Below are 17,071 nucleotides of genomic sequence, written 5' to 3'. Positions count from 1 at the left end.
GACGGACCTTGCGCTATCCTCGGCGCGGTCTTCCCAGGCGAAGACGCAGTTCGACAGCACGCCGTCGAAGTTCATGTCGGCGAGGGTCGCAAAGAAGCTGTCCCAGTCGGGCCGTCGAGCCCCAGGCAGGTGCTGGTGCAGTTCGACTCGGAGCGGTTGCGCGGAATGAGCCCTCGGTAGCGCCAGCAGGCAAGTCGCAGCTTTGTACAAATGTGCCGAAGCGGTCGGGAACGAGCAAGTCGGGAGAGGAGACGGAGGGTGATCTCCTTCCACGTGACCAGTCAGCAGCGCAAGTCGGTGGTCTAGGTGCGCCAACGACCGGCACGCCCAATTGGGTCAGCAGCGCATAGAAGTTGTGCAGATGGGTTCGGTATTCGTCCAGGGGCACGTTGCCCAGGTACTCCAGGACGTCGTTCACCCAGTGATCGACGACGATCACCTGCGCAGCGCGCAGCGGCATGCGTGGCCCGGCCCGGCTCGAGAAGCTTGTCGCCGCCTTGTGCGCCGGGGAAGTCGGCGCCGTGCTCTGCTTTGCGCCTATCAAGCCGATGCGCGCACCGGCAGCGACTGCCACCTGCTCGAACTGTGCGGGCGTGTCGACGGCGCAGGAAATGGTAATCGATGGCATCTCCTTTCCCTTGCCGGCCGGCTGAAACGCCTGCTGCTCGGCATTCGCGGCCGGCAGCAAGTGGCTGAGGTGGGCGAACCTTGCTCTGGAGCGGCGGAGCGGCTGGTCCGAACCGCGGCGGCCTCGCTATACTGGCGGGCGATCTGCCCGCCTCATCGATTGTGGCCCGAGGTAATCCGGCTGATCTTCGAGCGGTTTCGCCAGCTCGGCAGCGCACGACAGGATCATTGGCTGGTGGTGGTCGGGTTCGGAAGAGGATGTGATCCCTGCCGGCGATGCGGCCAAGGACTTTATCACTGGAAGCTTCCATTCCGTGGGCGGCAACTATCCAGTCTACGAGGACATCCGGGCCTATGTCTATGCCAAGGGCGAAGCGACACGTTGAACGGCGACGGCCGGCACCGACCACGGCGCTTGGCCGCCGCCGGAGGCGTGCGGGTGGACCTGGCGATGACCGGCGCGCAGACGATTGGGCGGACACGGCAGAACGATGCTGCTGGCAGCCAAAGCCTAGGACGGCCGGCGTGCATGTCGGCCGAAGCGGCCGCGCACCCCGAGGACATGCTGGAATCCGGCCCCGCCGGCGGCGTCGCCTATGCCGGCTACCTGCCGGGGCGTGCGTCTATCGCTGCACCGGCCCAATCTCATGCACGGCCTACGGCGCTGCCATCAGCTTCGACGGATCCCGTGTGGCGCGCGATCGCTCGGAGATTCTGCGCGTCGGCCGAGCCGAGGGCGATCGAGGCCGCGCTGGATTGCGCCCGATTATGAAGAGGAAGAAAGGGAGGCCGAGCGCCGGTTTGCGCTCGCCACCGTCCTGGCGCGGTCCGAACGCTGCATCGCTGCGGAACGGCGCTATGCCGCCGCGACCCTGACGATCTGAACCTGAGGTTGTAACTCGCGGTATCCGGAAAAGTGCCAGGAGTGCGGATGATGGCGGTGAAGCGATGCAGGGTAGGCGACGGATACCCCGGCGCGGCCGCGCGATGCCCGACTTCGCGGGCCTGGCGGCGGACCTTTCCGCAGCTTGGTCGGCACCGGGTGTCACGACCCGAAGCCGCCAGCACTGTTCCGCAGCGCGCATGGCGGACATCATCGCCGATTTTTCCGACGAGGATCGCCTGATCATCACCCGCAACGTCAATGGCCAGTCCATCGACTCCGAATCGCTGGGCGACCGGTTGCAGGACCTGGGCAGGCCGCTTGTCGGATGGAAAGCATGGCAACGCGATTTTCCGCCGCCGATTGCGGCCACCTAGACCGGATGGGCACGGCGTAAAGTGCACGACCTTGCTGATCGCCATCCGCGTCCCGCTTCCGCATGGCCGCCGGGATCCAGCCTTTCGCTCGGCACGAAGAAGCCCGCCCGCTTGCGATTGCGCTTGCGCGAGGCCGCGGAAAGCTATCGTGGCGACCAGCCAGGCCGTGCGGCGGATGATCCAGGACGGTGATCCTGCCTGCCGAGCAGGTCGTTCCAGGCGCGCCATGGCGATTCTCGGGCCGATGATCTTGAGATCTTGCGTCGTCAAGGCCCTCGCGGCGCAAGGGCCGCATGTCGAACACTCCTTAGCCAACCACCTTCAAAGTGTCACAGAACAATGCGGCAGAGCGCGCCCTACGGGGCATTGCCCTCGGCCGGAAAGCCTGGCTCTTCGCCGGATCGCCCCGCGGTGGCGACCGCGCCGCCATCGCTTACACCCTCATCGAGACGGCCCGCATGAACTGCATCGACCCCGAGGCTTGGCTAACTTGGGTGCTGACCCACATTGCCGATCACAAGATCAACCGCATCGACGAACTCGCACCGTGGGCTTGGCAGCAACGATGAATGTCAACCGCAGTCACCGCCGTCCGGAACGACGTCACGAACTGCTCTGGCCATACCGCCGCAGAAATGGACGAATGGATTGAACGCTACCAGTTCGCCCCAGCCGCCGCATGGGTACGTGATCGTTTCAAATACAAATCCAACGACTTGTGGGAAGCGCTCGCAACCATCGACTACGCCATGCTGGCACTTTGTCCAGAAGCCAAGCGTTCAGTTCCTCGTAGCTCTTGACCCTGACCCGGGGCGAGAAGAACCGTTGGCGGACCGTGCCGACCTGGCTCTCCACCTGACCTTTCTCCCAACCCGAAGCCGGGGTGCAGGCGATGGGATCGACCAGATAATGGCTGGCCATCTGCAGGAATCGACGATTGTAGAGGCGCTCCTTGCCAACGAAGATGGTCTCCACCGCTGTCTTCATGTTGTCGTAAATCCCGCGAGTGCAGGTGCCCTTGAAGAAGGCGAAAGCCCGATCATGGGCGTCGAACACCATCTCCTGCGTCTCGCGTGGATAGGCCCGCACGAAGAACATCCGGCTGTGGCACAGGCGAACATGGGCCACCTTGATCGTGGTGGTCGCCCCATCAATGAGGACAACCTCGTGGCTCCAGTCGAACTGGTAGGCTTCACCGGGGGCAAAACTCAGCGGCACGAAGGCGGACGAGGCACCGGAGCTTTGAGTGCGCGCCCGGACCGAGGCATAGCGGCGGACCGCATCATATCCGCCTTCATAACCGAGGCCGCGCAGTTCCTCGTAGATCTGGATCAGCGTCAGGCGTTCCCGGCTGGCCCGCGCGGCATTGATCTCAAGCAACCGGTTAAGTTCCTCCAGCCAGGCACCCAGCTTCGGGCGTGGCTGCACGGTCCGGGTATAGGTGAACTCCGTAATCCCGGTGCGGATCACCTTCCGCACCACCTTCTTCGACAGCTTCAGATCGCGGCAGATCGTCTTGATCCCCTTGCCCTCGGTAAAATGTAGCCGCCTGATTTTTGCGATTGTCTCCACGATCAGCCCCGCCGCCCCCCAAAGGGGGCCCCGCGACCCCGGGCCCCCGAAGCACTTCCAGACTATCTTTTGTAGCTACGCCGCTCAGCCCAGACAGCAGGCTGCATTGCACGCCGGACGCGCTAAGATCGAATCCCTGCGCACCGCTGTGCCTGTCGACTGCTGCCGGTAAGGCGGGCCGAGTAGTTCCAAGGCATGACGACCCGGCTGGCGACTACAGGTCGGCGTTGACATACTCGGAGTCACCGCATGAAGCCACAATCCGCGTGAAGCCAGGCACTGTGAACCGTCGCGTCATGGCGACATCCAGGAACTCGGGCCGTGGTCAGCACGAAGGTGATGGCGCCGAAGCCGATGACGAAGGTCAGCAGATAGAAATAGCCGATCCAGCCGGTCGCCCACATCACCGACTTGCGCGCTTCCTTGGCACTGGGGACGGTGAAGAAGCGCATCAGGATATGCGGCAGGCCCGCCGTGCCGAACATCAGCGCCATGCCGAAGCTGATGGCCGATCGATCCGCAGCCGCTCCACGGCCAGCGGCCGATCCGGCCAGAAGCCCTCCCGCTCGTTCAACAAAGTCGGCCCATGGCTGCGCTGATGGCCAGGCAGATGACCGCCAGCGTGAAGAACCAGACCATGGGATATTCGCGGATCCAGTCCACCACGCTGTTTCCAAGATTGGTCCCCCGGGTGAAGTCGATGCCACTGGTTGCTTGGGCCAGGGCATCGGAGCATAGGCCGCTGAGCAGCATGAATGCCGCGACGGCGATGAACATGGTCGAGATGGTGCGGAAGGAGACAGAAGTCATGGGAAAGTCCTTCATTGATTCGGCGCTGAGCAGCCACGCGCAGCCACCCGAGCAGGAGTGCTCCGGCAGGCACGCGCCTGACCGTCCGCCAGCAGGCGTCACGGTTCTCGCAGATGATCCGAGAGCAAACCCGGATCGCTCATCCCGCGCCTCAGGGGCGCCCTCTTGGGCGAGGCAAGCTCGCGCCATTCCAGGCGTTTTTCGAGGAACTGGTCACCCAGGATCCTGACATCACGCTCTTCGAACTGCGCGACGCCCTGGTGATGGCGGAAGGTGTCGAAGTTCACCATTCCTCGTAAACGTAATGTTATTACGTTACTCGAATAACCAGAATCACCGGGACCTGCAATGCCGTTTTCAGGCCGGCCCGACCCGGACAGCGAGGAGAGCTAAAACCATGCTGGAAGATGTGACGACCAGCCGCGTCAGGGCAAAAAGGGCGAAAGCGGTCTGATGGCGGTGCGGCAGGGCAGCTGCGCACTGCCACAAGCTTCTATCGCCACGACGCAAGAGGGCAGCTGGCTGAAAAATTCCAGCACCTGAGCCCGCCGCAACGTCTTGCGCAGAACGGCCCGTCCTGTGCCGTCGGCTCCATGCACCTGGAACACATTCTTCGCCAGATCGAGCCCGACCGTGATAGTCTCCGTCATGACCGCTCCCCTTTGTGGATCGTTGCAGACCCACCCTGGCACATTCGAGGCCGTCGGGGGGCGGTCACATCATCAGAGCCTTTGCGAGGCAGATTCTGCCAATGGAAAAGGATCCCGTGACGCTTCTGCTGCCTCCGTCGGACGATGCGCAAGGTCCATGCCTTGCGCGATGACGCAATGCGTGGGCCTTCGCGAGCATCCAGCAATCGGCGCTTTTGACGGTAGAGGCTAATCCTGACGGGATCATCTATCCCGGCTATGCCGGGGTCGAGGCTCTGGAAAGCGGTCACGCTGATCTCGCCGGTCGCGCCAATCGCTGCGCAATCTCGAGCGAATAGACCCACGAATGGGATTCGTGAACCTGCCTTTCACACTGAACGACGGGCGAGCGCCGACATCGCCGCCCAGCTGCGGCGCGGAAAAATGGCGGGCATCTGCTGGATCTCGCCCTCGACCGGGTCTGAGGGGTGTGTTCCAGAACACGTCCGATCGGCGCAGATGTCGCCGTGCAGTTCGGTCTTTCCGGGGCAGTCGCCGCCGATGGCGTTGATGTGGACTCCCGCGCCCACCATGTTGTCGGCAGGATCGTCGCGTATTGCTTGTCAGGCCGTAGCAGGGTGTCGATGAAACCATTAATCCGCGCCTCGATGGCCTCCTGGCGGCGCAGGCAGTCAGATCGAGCCATGACCTGACAGGGCCCACCAATTATCGCCGTCGCGCCGGATCGATGTCGTAAAGCGCAGCCGGTCGATCCCGCAGATCGCGCGCATGGCCAAGGCCTGGAACTCGGATTGCGCGCCGTTGCCGGTCATGCCAGGTGGTGGCGCCCTTCGGCGCCAGATGGCGGGCGACCATGGCGCTTGTGGCGGCGGGCGCAGGCGGCTGAAAGTGCCAATGAAACAGCCGAAGAAAGGGCGATTGTGGCTGAACGACGGATCCTGCGTCCGGTTGCGGCCGCAATACCGGGATCATGTCTGGTCGTATGATTTTGTTCATTGCGCACGCCACCGATTGCACTTCGTCCCCGATGCGCTTGCCTTTGGACAGCGGCAGCAGACGGTGGGGACAGCGATCAGATCCCAGCGGCGGAAATCGTCCTCGAGGTAGCGGGCAAGGTCCTTCAGCACGGTCTCGACGCCGATGCTGTGCCCAGCCGCATCATGTTTTCCACGCTGACGAAGCGGATAAAGGCTGTTCAGAAGGCTTGGGGGCAGGCCTGGGATCCTTCGGAATGGCTGCGGGTGGGGCGCAGGCTGAACCTGGTTGGGCAGGACGGTGATCCGGCCCGCGTCGAGCCCCCGATCGACCAAGCGTTCCGCCAGAAAGCGTCGCGACCGCAGCGATGACAGGCATCGCAGCGAAAGCAGCGCCGTCAGATGCGCCTTGCGGAAGGTTGCGCCAGCCCCATTGACCGGGTTCGCGACCGCGGGCGGCCAGCAGAACGCGCTTGGCCCCGGCCAGCAACTGCATCATCGCATGTTCGGCGACCGAGATCGAATTCACATCGCCCACGATGGTCAGCGCGATGCCGCGTTCGTTCAGCGCCGCGAGATCGACAGCGTGCATCCCCGCGGTGATCGGCCGCGCGTTCCGGCTGCTGGTGACGGTGGGTTGAACTGGCGGTCGCACGGAAGGTGTGATAGTCATAGGTTGAGTAAAATGTCATTGACACAACCTTAGATATTCACCCGGACAGACTGATGCGCTTCCTGCTTCTTGGCCAGGCATGATGTCCGTAATAGCTGGATGTCGGGATGGGCCTTCAGTTCGGCCCATTGGCCTCCTGCTCCGCCGCTGATCGGCCACCTCGACACCGTGCCGAGGATGCGCGGCTGTCGCCCGTGCTGGTCACGCGCCATGCCCGGCGCGACCTGCGCACGGCCGAGCCGATGGGGTATCTGGCGGTCTTCGACCTTGGCGGGCTGGACCTGCCCGGAAGCCGCGCGGCGGCGGCGGGCGGGCACGAGCCCCGATCCTCGCTGGACCAAACAGCGCTCGGCCCTCTCTGCCACGGCCCGCCACGCGGTATGCTTCCGGGCCCTTGGAACAGCCGCGCCTCCTTACCCTGTCCAGGCCCGCGCCGTCAGGATGCAGGGGCACCAGTGCCGAGCCGCTGGCCACCTCGACCAGCAGGTAACAGCTCCGCGCGCTTCGCCGCAGCGCGGGCGGGCGCGCAGCCTTCGGGCATCCAATTGTCCCAGCCGGTTCATGCCGCGTAATCGGCCAGTGCGTCGAGACAGCCTGTTGCGGCCAGGATGTCGTTTACCGTCTGATCACCACCGGTGGCGCAGGCGCCACCTTCGATCACGAACTCGACGGTTTTTCAACCTGGGTCGCCGATGCAGCCGAGGTGCGCCCCATGGAAAAGCCGGCCGGCAACGGCGCCAGCCGCTGGTTGGTGTGCGAAACGTTCAATCTTTGACCTCCATGGGTGGCGCGATGTTGCGGGCGATGGGTTCGCGGCGGCGGTTCAGATGGCGCAGATAGCGCCGCTCCAATCAGCAAAGACGGCCGCGTGTTGCAAAGACGATGATGAATACAGGCCGGCCGCGGTGATCAGGATACGCTTGCCGCGAAGCCGCCGTCAAGCCAGCGCCCGACCCCCAAATCGACCCTCGCCATGGGCAACCAGGCCAGCCGTGTTGCCATGATCGACGTTCAATCTGGTGCCGACGGATGGACGGCTAGTCGATAGGGGCAGCACGATGCGGCCCGAGTGATGGACGCTCTGACGATGGTGGTCTTGGCAGCCTCGAGCACGCCCGTGGGCGTTCCGCGATGCCACCGGCGCAGAAAGCCGGTGCTATCGCGCCTATGTTCCATCATCAAACGTCTCGGGAATCAGCGCTGAAGGGGAGCCACCATGGACATCCGCTATGTCTGCTGCGGAGGAATTCAGGACCGCCCGCGACGTAAGCCGCAACGAGGCGCTCCACGATGAGCATCTGCGTGCCCCGAGACCGGCAGTGGCGCAAGCCCTGGAATGTAAAGCATGGCGGGCGACGATCCGAATCGTGCCAGCGTTACCTCGCTGCCACCCAAGGCCAGCCAACGGCCGATCTTGAACCGCTCGAGCATGGCCGATTGCGCAGCCGTCGAGTTTTCGCAGCCTCAGTGCAGGTCGAGGGGAAACCAGGAGAGCAGATTTCCTCGTCACGCCCTCGCCACGCCGCGGCTGTAGCGGCGTTCCAGATCGCGCAGCCCCAGATCGGAGACAGCTGTCAACGCCAGATAGATCACGAAGGCCGCCGCCTGAAGGTGAACAGCGATCCCGTGGAGCTACCCTCTCAGTTGCGTTGTAGACCAGATCGCAAGCCGATCACCGACACGAGCGCGGCCGAGCCAAAGCGGCTGGCAGTATGGTTTTTGACCTTGCCGGTAAGTCCGGACCGCCCGACCCGGTCGGTGCCATAGCCTTCGAGCGGCGGAACAGCAGCGGACGCGACCATGCCGATGCTGATCCCCGCCTGGCATCTGGCAGCGGCCGGCACAGCCTTGATCGAGCCCCGTCGGTGGTGCTCGAAGTGCATGCCGATGGCAGCGCGCCAGCGGCGAACGGCCCATCTCGACATAGTCGCTCAGGCCTGTCACCGCGCCGATGGCGTTGCCGGCACCTGACCGCCGAAGAAGGCCGCATGATCAGCACCAGGTCGGGCACGCCGCGCACCTCCGTCGTTATCGGCGCCGTCCATCGCATTGGCGGCTGAGGATGGGCGAAGCTGGCTGCACGTCAATGCCGCAAGAACGTTGGCAGCACCATAGAGGCAAGGGCAAGCTGGACCGTGGTGACAGCCCGGCCAGAAGCTGTTGCGACATTCGAGAAGGTCGCAAGCGCCCTCCTGTTGGATGGGGCTGCAGGATGCGCCCCCGGCTGCGTTACATTCGCTCGGGGCGGCCGCCGTGATTCGAAGGGGAAGTACGTGTCGTTGATGGTCTTGTAGGTGCCGTTGTCGCGGACGCGTGTTCCGGGGCGCTGAACGCATGGCGCGGCTATCTGCTGCGCGATGTCATCAATCTTATTGACGGCATTCACTTCGATTCCTCGGACGAGATTCATACGCTCGGCCGGCTTTATGAAACCCTCCTGCGCGAAATGCGCGACGCGGCGGGGGATTCCGGCGAATTCTACACGCCGCGTTCCATTGTGCGCTTCATGGTCGAGGTCACGGACGGGAAAGTTCCGCCTCGGCATAGCACTGGTGGGTGGAACCGCGCTGCACGCCCAGCCGCTTGCCTGCCGGCCCTCGTGATGGGCCTTTCTTAGATACCCATCCATCCGCGACGCCGAGGTAATAGCTCGCTTCACCGGCTGAAAAAGTTCGGAGCTGCTTGACCTCATGGGGCGCAAACGAGTTCGCTGACAGCGCCTTGAGTGCCGTAGTGAGGTCTTTTGCGAAGCCCAAGAGGTGCTCGTGTAGCGCCTGTGTCATATGTCCGCTCTAGCTTCCGGGTGGCGATCGGTTTTCGGCCGAATTTCTCGTTTTGCGTCCAGTCTATGCAGATAGGTGGATAGGCGCCTTCGACCCCGATCGCGCAGGGTGCCTGCGCAAGGGCGCCGGTGGCGAGGGCTGCTAGGGCGGCGGCGGCAAGAGGCTTCGCCTGTTCATGGAAGTCTCCTCCACTGGTTTGCATATCATCCGAACCCTTGAGAAGCATCGCACCTATGGCACCGGCCCGACCTATCGCAAGGTCGGCGGGCGCGTCCTCTACACCGTCCGCGATCTGGAAGACTGGAGCGCGGCGGGCGAAGCCAGCTCATGCGTCACCAGCAGCATGGTGCGCCCCTCTCTGGACAGATCAAGGATCACGTCCAGAACCTCGCCCACCAGTTCGGGATCAAGGCCGAGGTCGGTTCGTCGAACAGCATGACCTCGGGCTCCATCGCCAGGGCGCGGGCAATGGCGACGCGCTGCTGCTGGCCACCCGACAAGGCCGGGGAAATGATTGGCGGCCTGATCGGGAATGCGGACCTTTTCCAGAAAGCGCATGGCGGTCGCCTCGGCATCCGTACGCGCCGGTCTTGCGCACCAGCATGGCGGCCGTTGAAGATCGGCCATCCGCCGCCGTTCGACATCGTCAGGTTGAAGCCCTGCGCCATATGCGCGACCTTTTGCGCCTCGGTGAATCCGCCGCAATAAAGGACGTTCGGCTGGATGATGTCCACCGCCTCGATGACTGAAGCGATGTCCGTTGTTCTGGCCCGAGCTGATCTGTTGGGCCACCGAGGCACGGGTTTTGTCGCGTCCGGGCGGCGACCAAGGCGAGCACTTCGCCCGCGCCGAGCGTCAGGTTGATGCCTTTCAGCACCCTGTTCGGGCCATAGGCATGTGCAATTCCATCCAGCCGAAGCGGGTCCGGCTGCTGATTCTGCTGCATGTGAAATCCTCCACCGCAACAGAAACACCGGTCCGTTAAATATTGCAATAGTTGTTGCGATCGGCCTGGTCCGATTGCCCTGGCTGAACAGCCCGTCCACATAGGGGCCGAAACCATAGCGGTATTCGGCAAAAGTCTTGGCGCCGGGCAGCGCGCCCATGCCGGTGCGCATCAGCTCGCCATTGGGCAGCACGACCTCCAGCCCGCAATGCGCCTGCCAATGGTCGCGATAGATTGCCCAGCGTATAGCCGATCGCGATCCGGCGGGGCTAGAACGGCGGGTGGGACGGGATAGCCCTGGCTCCATGCAAAGGCGCCCTCTTTCGGTGCGATGAAGGTGAAGCCCTCGGACGCGATGGCCTGCCCCGTCGATTCCCAGTTCAGACCCAAGGTGCAGCCGTTGGCCAGAAACGCGCCCTGCGCCTCGGTCTCGCTGCCCCAGAACTGCCGACGCTGCGCTTGCGGGGAATCGCCTCAGCAAGAATGACATCCCAGACCATCCAACTTGTGCGCATCGCCTGCTGCGCAGGGCATAGCTCGTGTTCAAGACCCATCGAACGCGTCAGATGGGTTTGGGAAATACCCCCAGATGCGTCAGCAGCAGGACGGATTCCATCTCCTGCCTGCCTTTGCGCGGGTGAAGCGAACGTGATCCGACCCTCGTCGGTCTGCACCGCCCGGAAGTTCGTTGCGCTGTGGTGCCGCGGGATCCAGCGCCGCATGCGCTGGTCAGGCCCAGACCGTCGACCAGCGTCATGGCGCCGGCATGGCTTGGGCAGCCATGGGCCCAAGGCGCGCAACAGGCTGGACGAACAGACCGTGCAACTGGGCGCGATCCGGCGGCGCTCATTGCGCCGCAACACGAGGTGAACACGCATTTCTCCACCCCGCCCTATTCGATCATTGCGATGAAGGATTCGCGCGTTCACAGGATCTGCGCGGCGCCCACGGGCATGACCCCGGGCAGGGTCCAGCCGGGGAACGGCACCGGACGCCTGCGCGCCGGTGGCGATCAGCAGATGAGGAGCATGGGCGATGTGGCTTTGTCCATCGCGCTGACCTGATCACGCCCTGCTGCGGGTCGAGGCGCCAAACCATCGCGCCGGCTCATAGGCAATCGAAGGATGATCCAGCCCCCAAACGAGATCGGCGCTTTGGCGAAACCGCGACCAGCCAGTCCCGTCCTGTGGCGTCCGCGACATATGCGATAGATCTGGCCCCCTACGCGATCCTGTTCGCCAGCGCGGCCCTATGCCTCCGCGGCCGCCATCGGCGGCGCCATGCCGGCGGGACCGGCGCCGATGATGCTGATCCGCATCATGGTGCACCCCAATCCGGCGGGCCAGGTCTGGCGGTGAGACCATGCCGTCGCGCGCCGGGGTCAGCAGGCTTGCACCGTTTGCGCCGTCGAGGGCCAGGGCAGCGAAACAGACTCCCATCATGCATATGGCGTGCGCCCCGCCCCGGTGACGGGCGTGCTGCGCGAGGCCGTCTTCTCGGCGCCACCACCGGCGGCGACGCTTTCGCCGGGGCGGGCGATCATGGTCGCCGCTGACAGTTCGTGCGCGATGCGGTGCCGCAAGGCGGCAGGCGCCCCGGGATAGCGAGAAACGCCGCCTGCAAATCAAGATCGGGGGCCGAGAGGTCGAAGAGGACATCGAGACCCTGCGGCGCGTGGGCGAGGTGCTGCAGCCGGGAACCCGCCTGGCCGCCGACGGCAATCGCGGCATGACCGGGCGCGACACATCGATGCCGTCGCGCGTCTCAGCCGCAGCGCGGCCCAGGCCGTAGCACGCGATGCGGCCGGATTGGGCCAAACCTGCAGGCGACGCGCCATCCCGGCCATGTCGACAGATTCGGTATCGACGTCGGACGGCCGTTGTTCCGCCGATCTGAAGCCCACCCTCCTCGACCTGCCGGATGGTGCTGGACAGGAATGGGAGGCGGTCGGCAACACGCTCGGTGATCAGCAGCTCGCCCCGCTGCGCACGAATTGGCGCGCGAAGCCCAGTTGCGGCCAAGCTGCGCAGCTCCCAGCCCGGCAGAGATCGATCCGGTTTGACGGAGCGCCTGACGGTTGTCACAACGGATTCCAAAGCCGTCGGTCTTCGCGCGTACCTCCGACACACTGGCGTTTCCGGTAAGGCGCATCCCTGCTGGCAAGACATGCCTTGCGCGGTGCTACCCGCAGCCGCAGTGGATCGCATGGCCGCCACGGGCAGAAAGTCGCGCCGCAACCTGTTGGCCGATGCCCGGAGAGCCGGTGCCCAGATCGCTGTGGCTCATGCTTCGCGGAAAATTCGTTGCCCAGCGTGTCGGCCTGGCGCTCAGATCCTGGCAGAACGCAAAGTCCAGCCGGCCAAGTGACGATCTCTTATCCGCCATCCTGACCAGCGCGATCATGCCGACAGCGATGACAGCCGCTGGGCGAAACCGGCCCGAGGCCGAGCCCTTCGTCGCCGAAGTGTGCTGGCACTATTTCGCGTCAACGAGATGACCCAGGCCGAAATTGCCCGGCACCTGGGCGTCACCGCCTCTCGGCACCGGCACGTCCTGCCCGCCGAACGACGCCCAGACCGAGGTGACGATACCCGCCCCCTGCAAGGCCAGGATGCGGGTGATTTCCGGAAAGCGGATGTCGTAGCAGATCTGCATCCCCAGCCGGATATCGCCGAAGGGGAAGGTGTCGATCTTATGCGATTCATGCGTATATCTCTGGGTTATGATATGAAGCTCGCCGCATCGCCAGATCGCGCCCGTCCTGAACGTCCCCGATCAATGTCTCGAAATGGGCAAAACTGCGCAGCATGTTGACGAAGACCAGCGGCACGCCGGCCTGCTCGGCGATCTTGGACATGGCCCGGCCTGAATCCGCATCGACCAGCATTGTGATGATGCCATCGACGCCTGACGCGACAAAGTTCTCGATCTGGGACTGCTGGCGCGCGATGTCGCCCTGCGCATCTCGACCGGCCGATGACATCCGCCTGTCATCGGAATCAAGCGAATTGATCAAGGACTGTCGATCTGGCGATGCCTGCCCTGCAGTCGTTCTTACGGTGTGCGAATGGGCCAATCTACCAACCGAATCCATTGCTGGTTACGGGTCCGCAGCTCACATGCCGTGATCCAACATTTGAGTTCCCAACAGTTCGATGTTGGTTTCAGTGCATTGGAGTTTGATCTTCCTCAGGTGCGGCGCGAACCCTTGGGAACCATGCCGATGCTGGCGGTCCTGCCGCTCGGCCACTTCATGTGCGACAAATCAGTCCTTGAACCCAAGGACTTTCACCAGCAGCCGTTCATCGCCTTGGGAAGCGAGATAAGCACCCGATCGGACACCGATCGTCATTGCCGTGACGAGACGGAGGACGCGGTCTCGCGTCGTGCGCGAGACGCGGACTCCTTCGCGATGTTGCCGGGACCGATGTCACGACTGCGACCAGCAATCTGCGCGAAATCCAGCTGCGCTACGACCGACTTGGCCAGCTGGCATCGGTTATCGACCAAGAGGGCATCCGTTGGGCCTTCACCTATGATATTTACGGCAACCGGCTGACCTCCGATGATCCCGGCCTCGGTCTTTGGACCATGACCTATGATGCCAACAACAACGCTAGACAGACGCCAAGGGCCAGGTCATTGCTTTCACCTATGACGCGCTTGAAGTAGCTTAAACCCGCTGTCCACGAAACCGGCAGCAGCTCAAGGTCACAGACTTGGCCGACGGCTGCCCATAGTTGATCGTAGGTTCGTGCGGCCGCTTTCCTGATCAGCGACTTGAGATTGGCGAATGATTTCTATGGGGTTCAGGTCGGGGCTGTATGGAGGCAGGAAGAGGAACCAGGCGCCGACACTGAGCAGGGCCGCTGCGGCACCGGGGCTCTTGTGGCTGGACAGGTTGTCGAGAATAACCACATCGCCGGGCCGCAATGTCGGCGCCAACTGGGTTTCGATGTAAAGGGCGAACATCTCGGCATTCATCGCCCCGTCGATAACCCAAGGGGCGTCGAGGCGATCATGGCGCAGGGCCGCGACAAAGGTCTGGGTCCGCCAGTGGCCGAACGGCGCGTGATCGACAAGGCGCTGGCCGCACGGCGCCTAACCGGTGGTCTTGGCCATGTTGGTCTTGACTGAGGTCTCGTCTATGAAGGCCAACCTTTCCACATGTCTGGCCATGAAGGGTTGACGTTTTGCGGTCCAGATGCGCCGCAGATCGGCCACATCCTTGCGCTTCTGCTCAAGCGCCTGCAGGTCTTTTTTTGTGCGTCAGCCCGAGGCCGCGCAGAACCCGCCAGACGGTGCTGCGGTGGGCATCGATGCCATAGGTCTCGGAGAGTTCCGCGGCCAACTCATCAAGCGTAATCTCGCCCGGGCGGCGACGCGGGCTTCGATCCAGTTTGTCACACCGGCCAGCTTGCCGCGCCTGCCGCCGTTGCCTTGCCGCCGCGGCGCCAGAGATCCGGTTTCACGCCGCAACTTGACTAGATCGTTGACGAATTTCGGTGAAACACGGAAATGCCGTGCAGTGGTGCGATGCCCGTGGCCTTCGTCAACATACGCAACGACCCGCGTTCGCAGTTCCATCGGATGTGGTTTGCCCATCATCCCCGGCTCCATCCCGCCGCGTTGACGCCGTAGCCCAGGGGCAGGTTGCGGATCATGATCGCCCCCGCGCAGGCCTAATCGTCACTGACAACATGTCTCCGTCCATCTCTGGCGAGGTCGCTGACGCTTACGGCATGGGCGGTGCCTGATCGCCGTATGCAGGCGTGCCATCCCGCCTCATCAGCAGGATGCCGGCCTCGGTGCGGATCAGCACCGCCGCGACGGCGCCGTACATGCCCTGGCGGAAAAAGCTGTCCAGCTCGAAGCTGTCCAGCTCGAACCCCAGCGTGGGCAGGCCGATGAAGCCCAGGACCGCGCTGGACCGCAGCGCACATTCCAGCCGATAAAGCGCATAGGTCCCGAATTCGCGCAAGACCAGCGGCAGGCGGGCATAGAAGAACACCGACAGGACCCCGGCGCCCGGCGGCATGCGCCGCATCGATGCCCGACCCCATGGACTCGCCGACCCCAGGATCTTCGGGCCGGGGCGTCAATGATGCCATCACCGATCAGCATGACGCGCCGGCGGCGCACGGCTCGCGATCAGCTCGCACGGGCAGCTGCCCGCGCGGCAGGCGATGCCCAGGTGCCTGCAATGGCCCTGCGGTGCGAGGATTGTCCCCGGTCCGGTGCGCTGACGCCCAAGGCGCTCAACTGCCGAGCGCCCCGGCGGCAAGCCGCGGGAGCTGTCGCGAACACGACGCCCATGGGGTTGCCTGGCCCGGAACACGGCCACAACGGTCTTGCCTTCCTCTTCCAAACCAGTGGCGCGCTGCCCGGCCGCCGCGATCGATCCCGCCGATTTCGGCAGCATGAGACGGCGCAGACACCCAGGCCTTCGCCTCGCCCACCATGGCTCGGCGCCTCGTCCGGCCACCGTGCGCGCGTCACGCGCAGCCGGGACCACTATCTCGGCCGCCGTTGCTGCGCGCTGGATCGCTTGCGCAAGTGGATGGTTCGAGCCGGGCTCCAGCCCGGCGGCCATGATCAGCAGCTCGGTTTCGGAAACGCCGGAATCAGGGATCAGGCGGACACGACCGGCTTGCCCCGGGTCAGGGTGCCGGTCTTGTCGAAGGCGACATGCGTGGTCTTCGCGGCCGCCTCAATCACCGCGCCGCCTTTCATCAGCAACCCACGCATCAGGGCCAGATGGCTTATCAGGTCCGATGCGGTGGATGCCGGCCCCGAGATCACCATGGCGGTCGGGCAGCAGATCGCCGGATCGCCAGTCCGCGTGCTCCAGTGGTCGAGCATGGGCAAGCCATCGGCGTACCACGATCACCAGGGCCGAGACGCGACGACCGCGGGCCTGAGACCGGCGGAAACGGTCGATGAAGCGTTCCGTGGGTGCACGGGCCTCCTCGGCCTCTTGCTGTTGGCGGTCATGCGGTCGATGGTGTTGTCGCTTGGCTCACGTGTGACGCGGATAGCGCTGCGCTGCCTGGCAGGTAATGGGCCTCAGAGACGCTGTCCCCAGCCCGTCGCGGGCATGCTTTCGCCAGCGACGGGCTTTCGTCGATACTTCGACACTCGGATGTCGCACGTGCCAACGCGGTCGCCGGGGCGCAAAGACCGATCTGCCCCGATCTCCAGCATCTCGGCTGGCAGGGTACATGGCTGGCCGCATCCTTCGGATCGTTCTTGTCCCAGCTGTTGTGCAACGCCATGCCCTCGCGCGTTAAGCCTGCTGCCAAGTCCTGTGGTACCTCGCCCGAGGGCAAACAGGAAAATGACCAGATGCCGCTCTTCCCACCTCCGTTGACCGAGGTGATCGTTGCAGCATGGTCATCGGCCGCCGCCAGCAGGAAGCTGCCGCGCCGCGCCGCGGCCTCGAAGGCGCGCAGCGTGGCAAGCGGGGGAAGGGCAGGGGGATCCGTCACGCGATGCGCCTCTTCCAGATGAATGAAATTCACCTGAACGGCCGAGGACGGTAGGCGCCAGTCGTTTGTCAGCGCCGTCCCGCCGGGTTCACTGGCATTGCGTCGACAGGAGCCTCCAGGGCCAGGAAGCTGTGCGCATGGCGCATGGCGATGGTCTCCGGTCTCAGTGGGCTGGCTGAGGGACCGGCGATGGATTCCCCATCACGGTCCGCGTAGCTCAGGCCCTTGGGCGCGATCAGGTAGTAGAAGAGCGCCCCCAGGCCCGCCGCGATGAACCACGAGAATTGC

Annotated in this window: 17 protein-coding genes and 8 pseudogenes; 7 read left to right on the top strand and 18 right to left on the bottom strand. The window is 64.2% G+C overall.

From position 1 onward, the window contains the following. Positions 1-1,710: 1,710 nt before the first annotated feature. Positions 1,711-1,887, top strand: a complete 177-nt coding sequence (locus tag DPM13_RS21255) for a hypothetical protein (RefSeq protein ID WP_189654722.1) — start codon at positions 1,711-1,713, stop codon at positions 1,885-1,887. Between the two features lie 335 nt (positions 1,888-2,222). Next, positions 2,223-2,456: pseudogene (locus DPM13_RS15535) on the top strand (transposase domain-containing protein); the annotation flags it as partial. A 178-nt stretch (positions 2,457-2,634) separates the two neighbouring features. Here DPM13_RS15535 and istA read toward each other — a convergent pair. The 7 genes and pseudogenes from istA to DPM13_RS21240 form a co-directional block, all read right to left on the bottom strand. Beyond that, positions 2,635-3,465, bottom strand: a pseudogene (gene istA, locus DPM13_RS15530) (IS21 family transposase); the annotation flags it as partial. Positions 3,466-3,734: 269 nt separating this feature from the next. After that, a pseudogene (locus tag DPM13_RS15525) lies at positions 3,735-3,971 on the bottom strand (sodium:solute symporter family transporter); the annotation flags it as partial. A gap of 58 nt (positions 3,972-4,029) precedes the next feature. Continuing rightward, positions 4,030-4,284, bottom strand: a complete 255-nt coding sequence (locus tag DPM13_RS21250; RefSeq protein WP_189654951.1) for a hypothetical protein — start codon at positions 4,282-4,284, stop codon at positions 4,030-4,032. A gap of 83 nt (positions 4,285-4,367) precedes the next feature. Beyond that, positions 4,368-4,556, bottom strand: coding sequence for a hypothetical protein (locus DPM13_RS21245; RefSeq protein ID WP_189654721.1), 189 nt, complete (start codon positions 4,554-4,556; stop codon positions 4,368-4,370). 189 nt (positions 4,557-4,745) lie between these two features. After that, positions 4,746-4,919: pseudogene (locus DPM13_RS15515) on the bottom strand (IS110 family transposase); the annotation flags it as partial. A 368-nt stretch (positions 4,920-5,287) separates the two neighbouring features. Continuing rightward, positions 5,288-5,491: a hypothetical protein gene (locus DPM13_RS19990; RefSeq protein ID WP_145963416.1), complete on the bottom strand. Its 204-nt coding sequence runs from the start codon at positions 5,489-5,491 to the stop codon at positions 5,288-5,290. A gap of 99 nt (positions 5,492-5,590) precedes the next feature. After that, positions 5,591-5,731 carry a hypothetical protein gene (locus tag DPM13_RS21240; RefSeq protein ID WP_189654720.1) on the bottom strand — a complete coding sequence of 47 codons (141 nt, stop codon included), beginning with the start codon at positions 5,729-5,731 and terminating at the stop codon, positions 5,591-5,593. Positions 5,732-5,792: 61 nt separating this feature from the next. Here DPM13_RS21240 and DPM13_RS15505 point away from each other — a divergent pair. Beyond that, positions 5,793-5,927 (top strand): annotated as a pseudogene (locus DPM13_RS15505) (IS3 family transposase); the annotation flags it as partial. Between the two features lie 150 nt (positions 5,928-6,077). Here the strand turns inward: DPM13_RS15505 and DPM13_RS23900 are convergent. From DPM13_RS23900 to DPM13_RS15485, 3 genes are all read right to left on the bottom strand, one after another. Next, positions 6,078-6,485, bottom strand: coding sequence for a hypothetical protein (locus DPM13_RS23900; protein WP_223252083.1), 408 nt, complete (start codon positions 6,483-6,485; stop codon positions 6,078-6,080). Positions 6,486-6,595: 110 nt separating this feature from the next. Then, positions 6,596-6,883 carry a hypothetical protein gene (locus DPM13_RS15490; RefSeq protein WP_145963415.1) on the bottom strand — a complete coding sequence of 96 codons (288 nt, stop codon included), beginning with the start codon at positions 6,881-6,883 and terminating at the stop codon, positions 6,596-6,598. A 1,323-nt stretch (positions 6,884-8,206) separates the two neighbouring features. Further along, positions 8,207-8,449, bottom strand: a complete 243-nt coding sequence (locus DPM13_RS15485) for a hypothetical protein (RefSeq protein ID WP_189654719.1) — start codon at positions 8,447-8,449, stop codon at positions 8,207-8,209. 563 nt (positions 8,450-9,012) lie between these two features. Between DPM13_RS15485 and DPM13_RS27350 the strand changes: the two genes are divergently transcribed. Beyond that, complete coding sequence (locus DPM13_RS27350) at positions 9,013-9,183, top strand: N-6 DNA methylase (protein ID WP_397244789.1); 171 nt, start codon at positions 9,013-9,015, stop codon at positions 9,181-9,183. Between the two features lie 487 nt (positions 9,184-9,670). Here the strand turns inward: DPM13_RS27350 and DPM13_RS23890 are convergent. Beyond that, positions 9,671-9,922 (bottom strand): annotated as a pseudogene (locus tag DPM13_RS23890) (ATP-binding cassette domain-containing protein); the annotation flags it as partial. Between the two features lie 107 nt (positions 9,923-10,029). Beyond that, positions 10,030-10,455, bottom strand: a pseudogene (locus tag DPM13_RS23885) (hypothetical protein); the annotation flags it as partial. Positions 10,456-11,050: 595 nt separating this feature from the next. On the opposite strand from DPM13_RS23885, the gene DPM13_RS21235 reads away from it, so the two are divergent. Both DPM13_RS21235 and DPM13_RS21230 read left to right on the top strand, forming a co-directional pair. Then, complete coding sequence (locus tag DPM13_RS21235) at positions 11,051-11,359, top strand: hypothetical protein (protein WP_189654718.1); 309 nt, start codon at positions 11,051-11,053, stop codon at positions 11,357-11,359. Positions 11,360-11,746: 387 nt separating this feature from the next. After that, complete coding sequence (locus DPM13_RS21230; RefSeq protein ID WP_189654717.1) at positions 11,747-11,899, top strand: hypothetical protein; 153 nt, start codon at positions 11,747-11,749, stop codon at positions 11,897-11,899. Between the two features lie 871 nt (positions 11,900-12,770). Here DPM13_RS21230 and DPM13_RS15460 read toward each other — a convergent pair. Continuing rightward, positions 12,771-12,950 carry a nitrilase-related carbon-nitrogen hydrolase gene (locus DPM13_RS15460; protein WP_262983150.1) on the bottom strand — a complete coding sequence of 60 codons (180 nt, stop codon included), beginning with the start codon at positions 12,948-12,950 and terminating at the stop codon, positions 12,771-12,773. 46 nt (positions 12,951-12,996) lie between these two features. After that, positions 12,997-13,311, bottom strand: coding sequence for a substrate-binding domain-containing protein (locus DPM13_RS23875; protein WP_223252082.1), 315 nt, complete (start codon positions 13,309-13,311; stop codon positions 12,997-12,999). Positions 13,312-13,362: 51 nt separating this feature from the next. On the opposite strand from DPM13_RS23875, the gene DPM13_RS27345 reads away from it, so the two are divergent. Further along, positions 13,363-13,854 carry a LysR substrate-binding domain-containing protein gene (locus DPM13_RS27345; protein ID WP_112888341.1) on the top strand — a complete coding sequence of 164 codons (492 nt, stop codon included), beginning with the start codon at positions 13,363-13,365 and terminating at the stop codon, positions 13,852-13,854. Between the two features lie 152 nt (positions 13,855-14,006). Here DPM13_RS27345 and DPM13_RS15440 read toward each other — a convergent pair. The 4 genes and pseudogenes from DPM13_RS15440 to DPM13_RS21225 all read right to left on the bottom strand — a co-directional run. Then, positions 14,007-14,333, bottom strand: a pseudogene (locus DPM13_RS15440) (transposase); the annotation flags it as partial. A 202-nt stretch (positions 14,334-14,535) separates the two neighbouring features. Further along, the gene (locus DPM13_RS27335; RefSeq protein WP_223252081.1) at positions 14,536-14,646 is read right to left on the bottom strand and encodes a hypothetical protein; all 111 of its coding nucleotides are present in this window, start codon (positions 14,644-14,646) and stop codon (positions 14,536-14,538) included. A 384-nt stretch (positions 14,647-15,030) separates the two neighbouring features. Then, entirely contained in the window at positions 15,031-15,333 is a 303-nt protein-coding gene (locus DPM13_RS15430; RefSeq protein ID WP_145963414.1) for an ABC transporter permease family protein, read from the bottom strand. Positions 15,334-15,926: 593 nt separating this feature from the next. Beyond that, the gene (locus DPM13_RS21225) at positions 15,927-16,157 is read right to left on the bottom strand and encodes a hypothetical protein (RefSeq protein WP_112888338.1); all 231 of its coding nucleotides are present in this window, start codon (positions 16,155-16,157) and stop codon (positions 15,927-15,929) included. Positions 16,158-17,071 lie beyond the last annotated feature (914 nt).

The organism is Paracoccus mutanolyticus (genome assembly GCF_003285265.1).
Lineage (GTDB): Bacteria > Pseudomonadota > Alphaproteobacteria > Rhodobacterales > Rhodobacteraceae > Paracoccus > Paracoccus yeei.
Note: the sequence above shows the minus strand (reverse complement) of the source record. Positions and strands in the feature narration are given on the sequence as shown.

What these genes read in the sequence shown, in the direction of transcription:
- DPM13_RS21255 (WP_189654722.1), top strand. Translation starts at nt 1,711, where the DNA reads ATGGCGGACATCATCGCCGATTTTTCCGACGAGGATCGCCTGATCATC.
- DPM13_RS21250 (WP_189654951.1), bottom strand. Translation starts at nt 4,284, where the DNA reads ATGAAGGACTTTCCCATGACTTCTGTCTCCTTCCGCACCATCTCGACC.
- DPM13_RS19990 (WP_145963416.1), bottom strand. Translation starts at nt 5,491, where the DNA reads ATGGTGGGCGCGGGAGTCCACATCAACGCCATCGGCGGCGACTGCCCC.
- DPM13_RS21240 (WP_189654720.1), bottom strand. Translation starts at nt 5,731, where the DNA reads ATGACCGGCAACGGCGCGCAATCCGAGTTCCAGGCCTTGGCCATGCGC.
- DPM13_RS23900 (WP_223252083.1), bottom strand. Translation starts at nt 6,485, where the DNA reads ATGCACGCTGTCGATCTCGCGGCGCTGAACGAACGCGGCATCGCGCTG.
- DPM13_RS15485 (WP_189654719.1), bottom strand. Translation starts at nt 8,449, where the DNA reads ATGCACTTCGAGCACCACCGACGGGGCTCGATCAAGGCTGTGCCGGCC.
- DPM13_RS27350 (WP_397244789.1), top strand. Translation starts at nt 9,013, where the DNA reads ATGCGCGACGCGGCGGGGGATTCCGGCGAATTCTACACGCCGCGTTCC.
- DPM13_RS21235 (WP_189654718.1), top strand. Translation starts at nt 11,051, where the DNA reads ATGGCGCCGGCATGGCTTGGGCAGCCATGGGCCCAAGGCGCGCAACAG.
- DPM13_RS15460 (WP_262983150.1), bottom strand. Translation starts at nt 12,950, where the DNA reads ATGCAGATCTGCTACGACATCCGCTTTCCGGAAATCACCCGCATCCTG.
- DPM13_RS27345 (WP_112888341.1), top strand. Translation starts at nt 13,363, where the DNA reads ATGGGCCAATCTACCAACCGAATCCATTGCTGGTTACGGGTCCGCAGC.
- DPM13_RS15430 (WP_145963414.1), bottom strand. Translation starts at nt 15,333, where the DNA reads ATGCCGCCGGGCGCCGGGGTCCTGTCGGTGTTCTTCTATGCCCGCCTG.
- DPM13_RS21225 (WP_112888338.1), bottom strand. Translation starts at nt 16,157, where the DNA reads ATGCTCGACCACTGGAGCACGCGGACTGGCGATCCGGCGATCTGCTGC.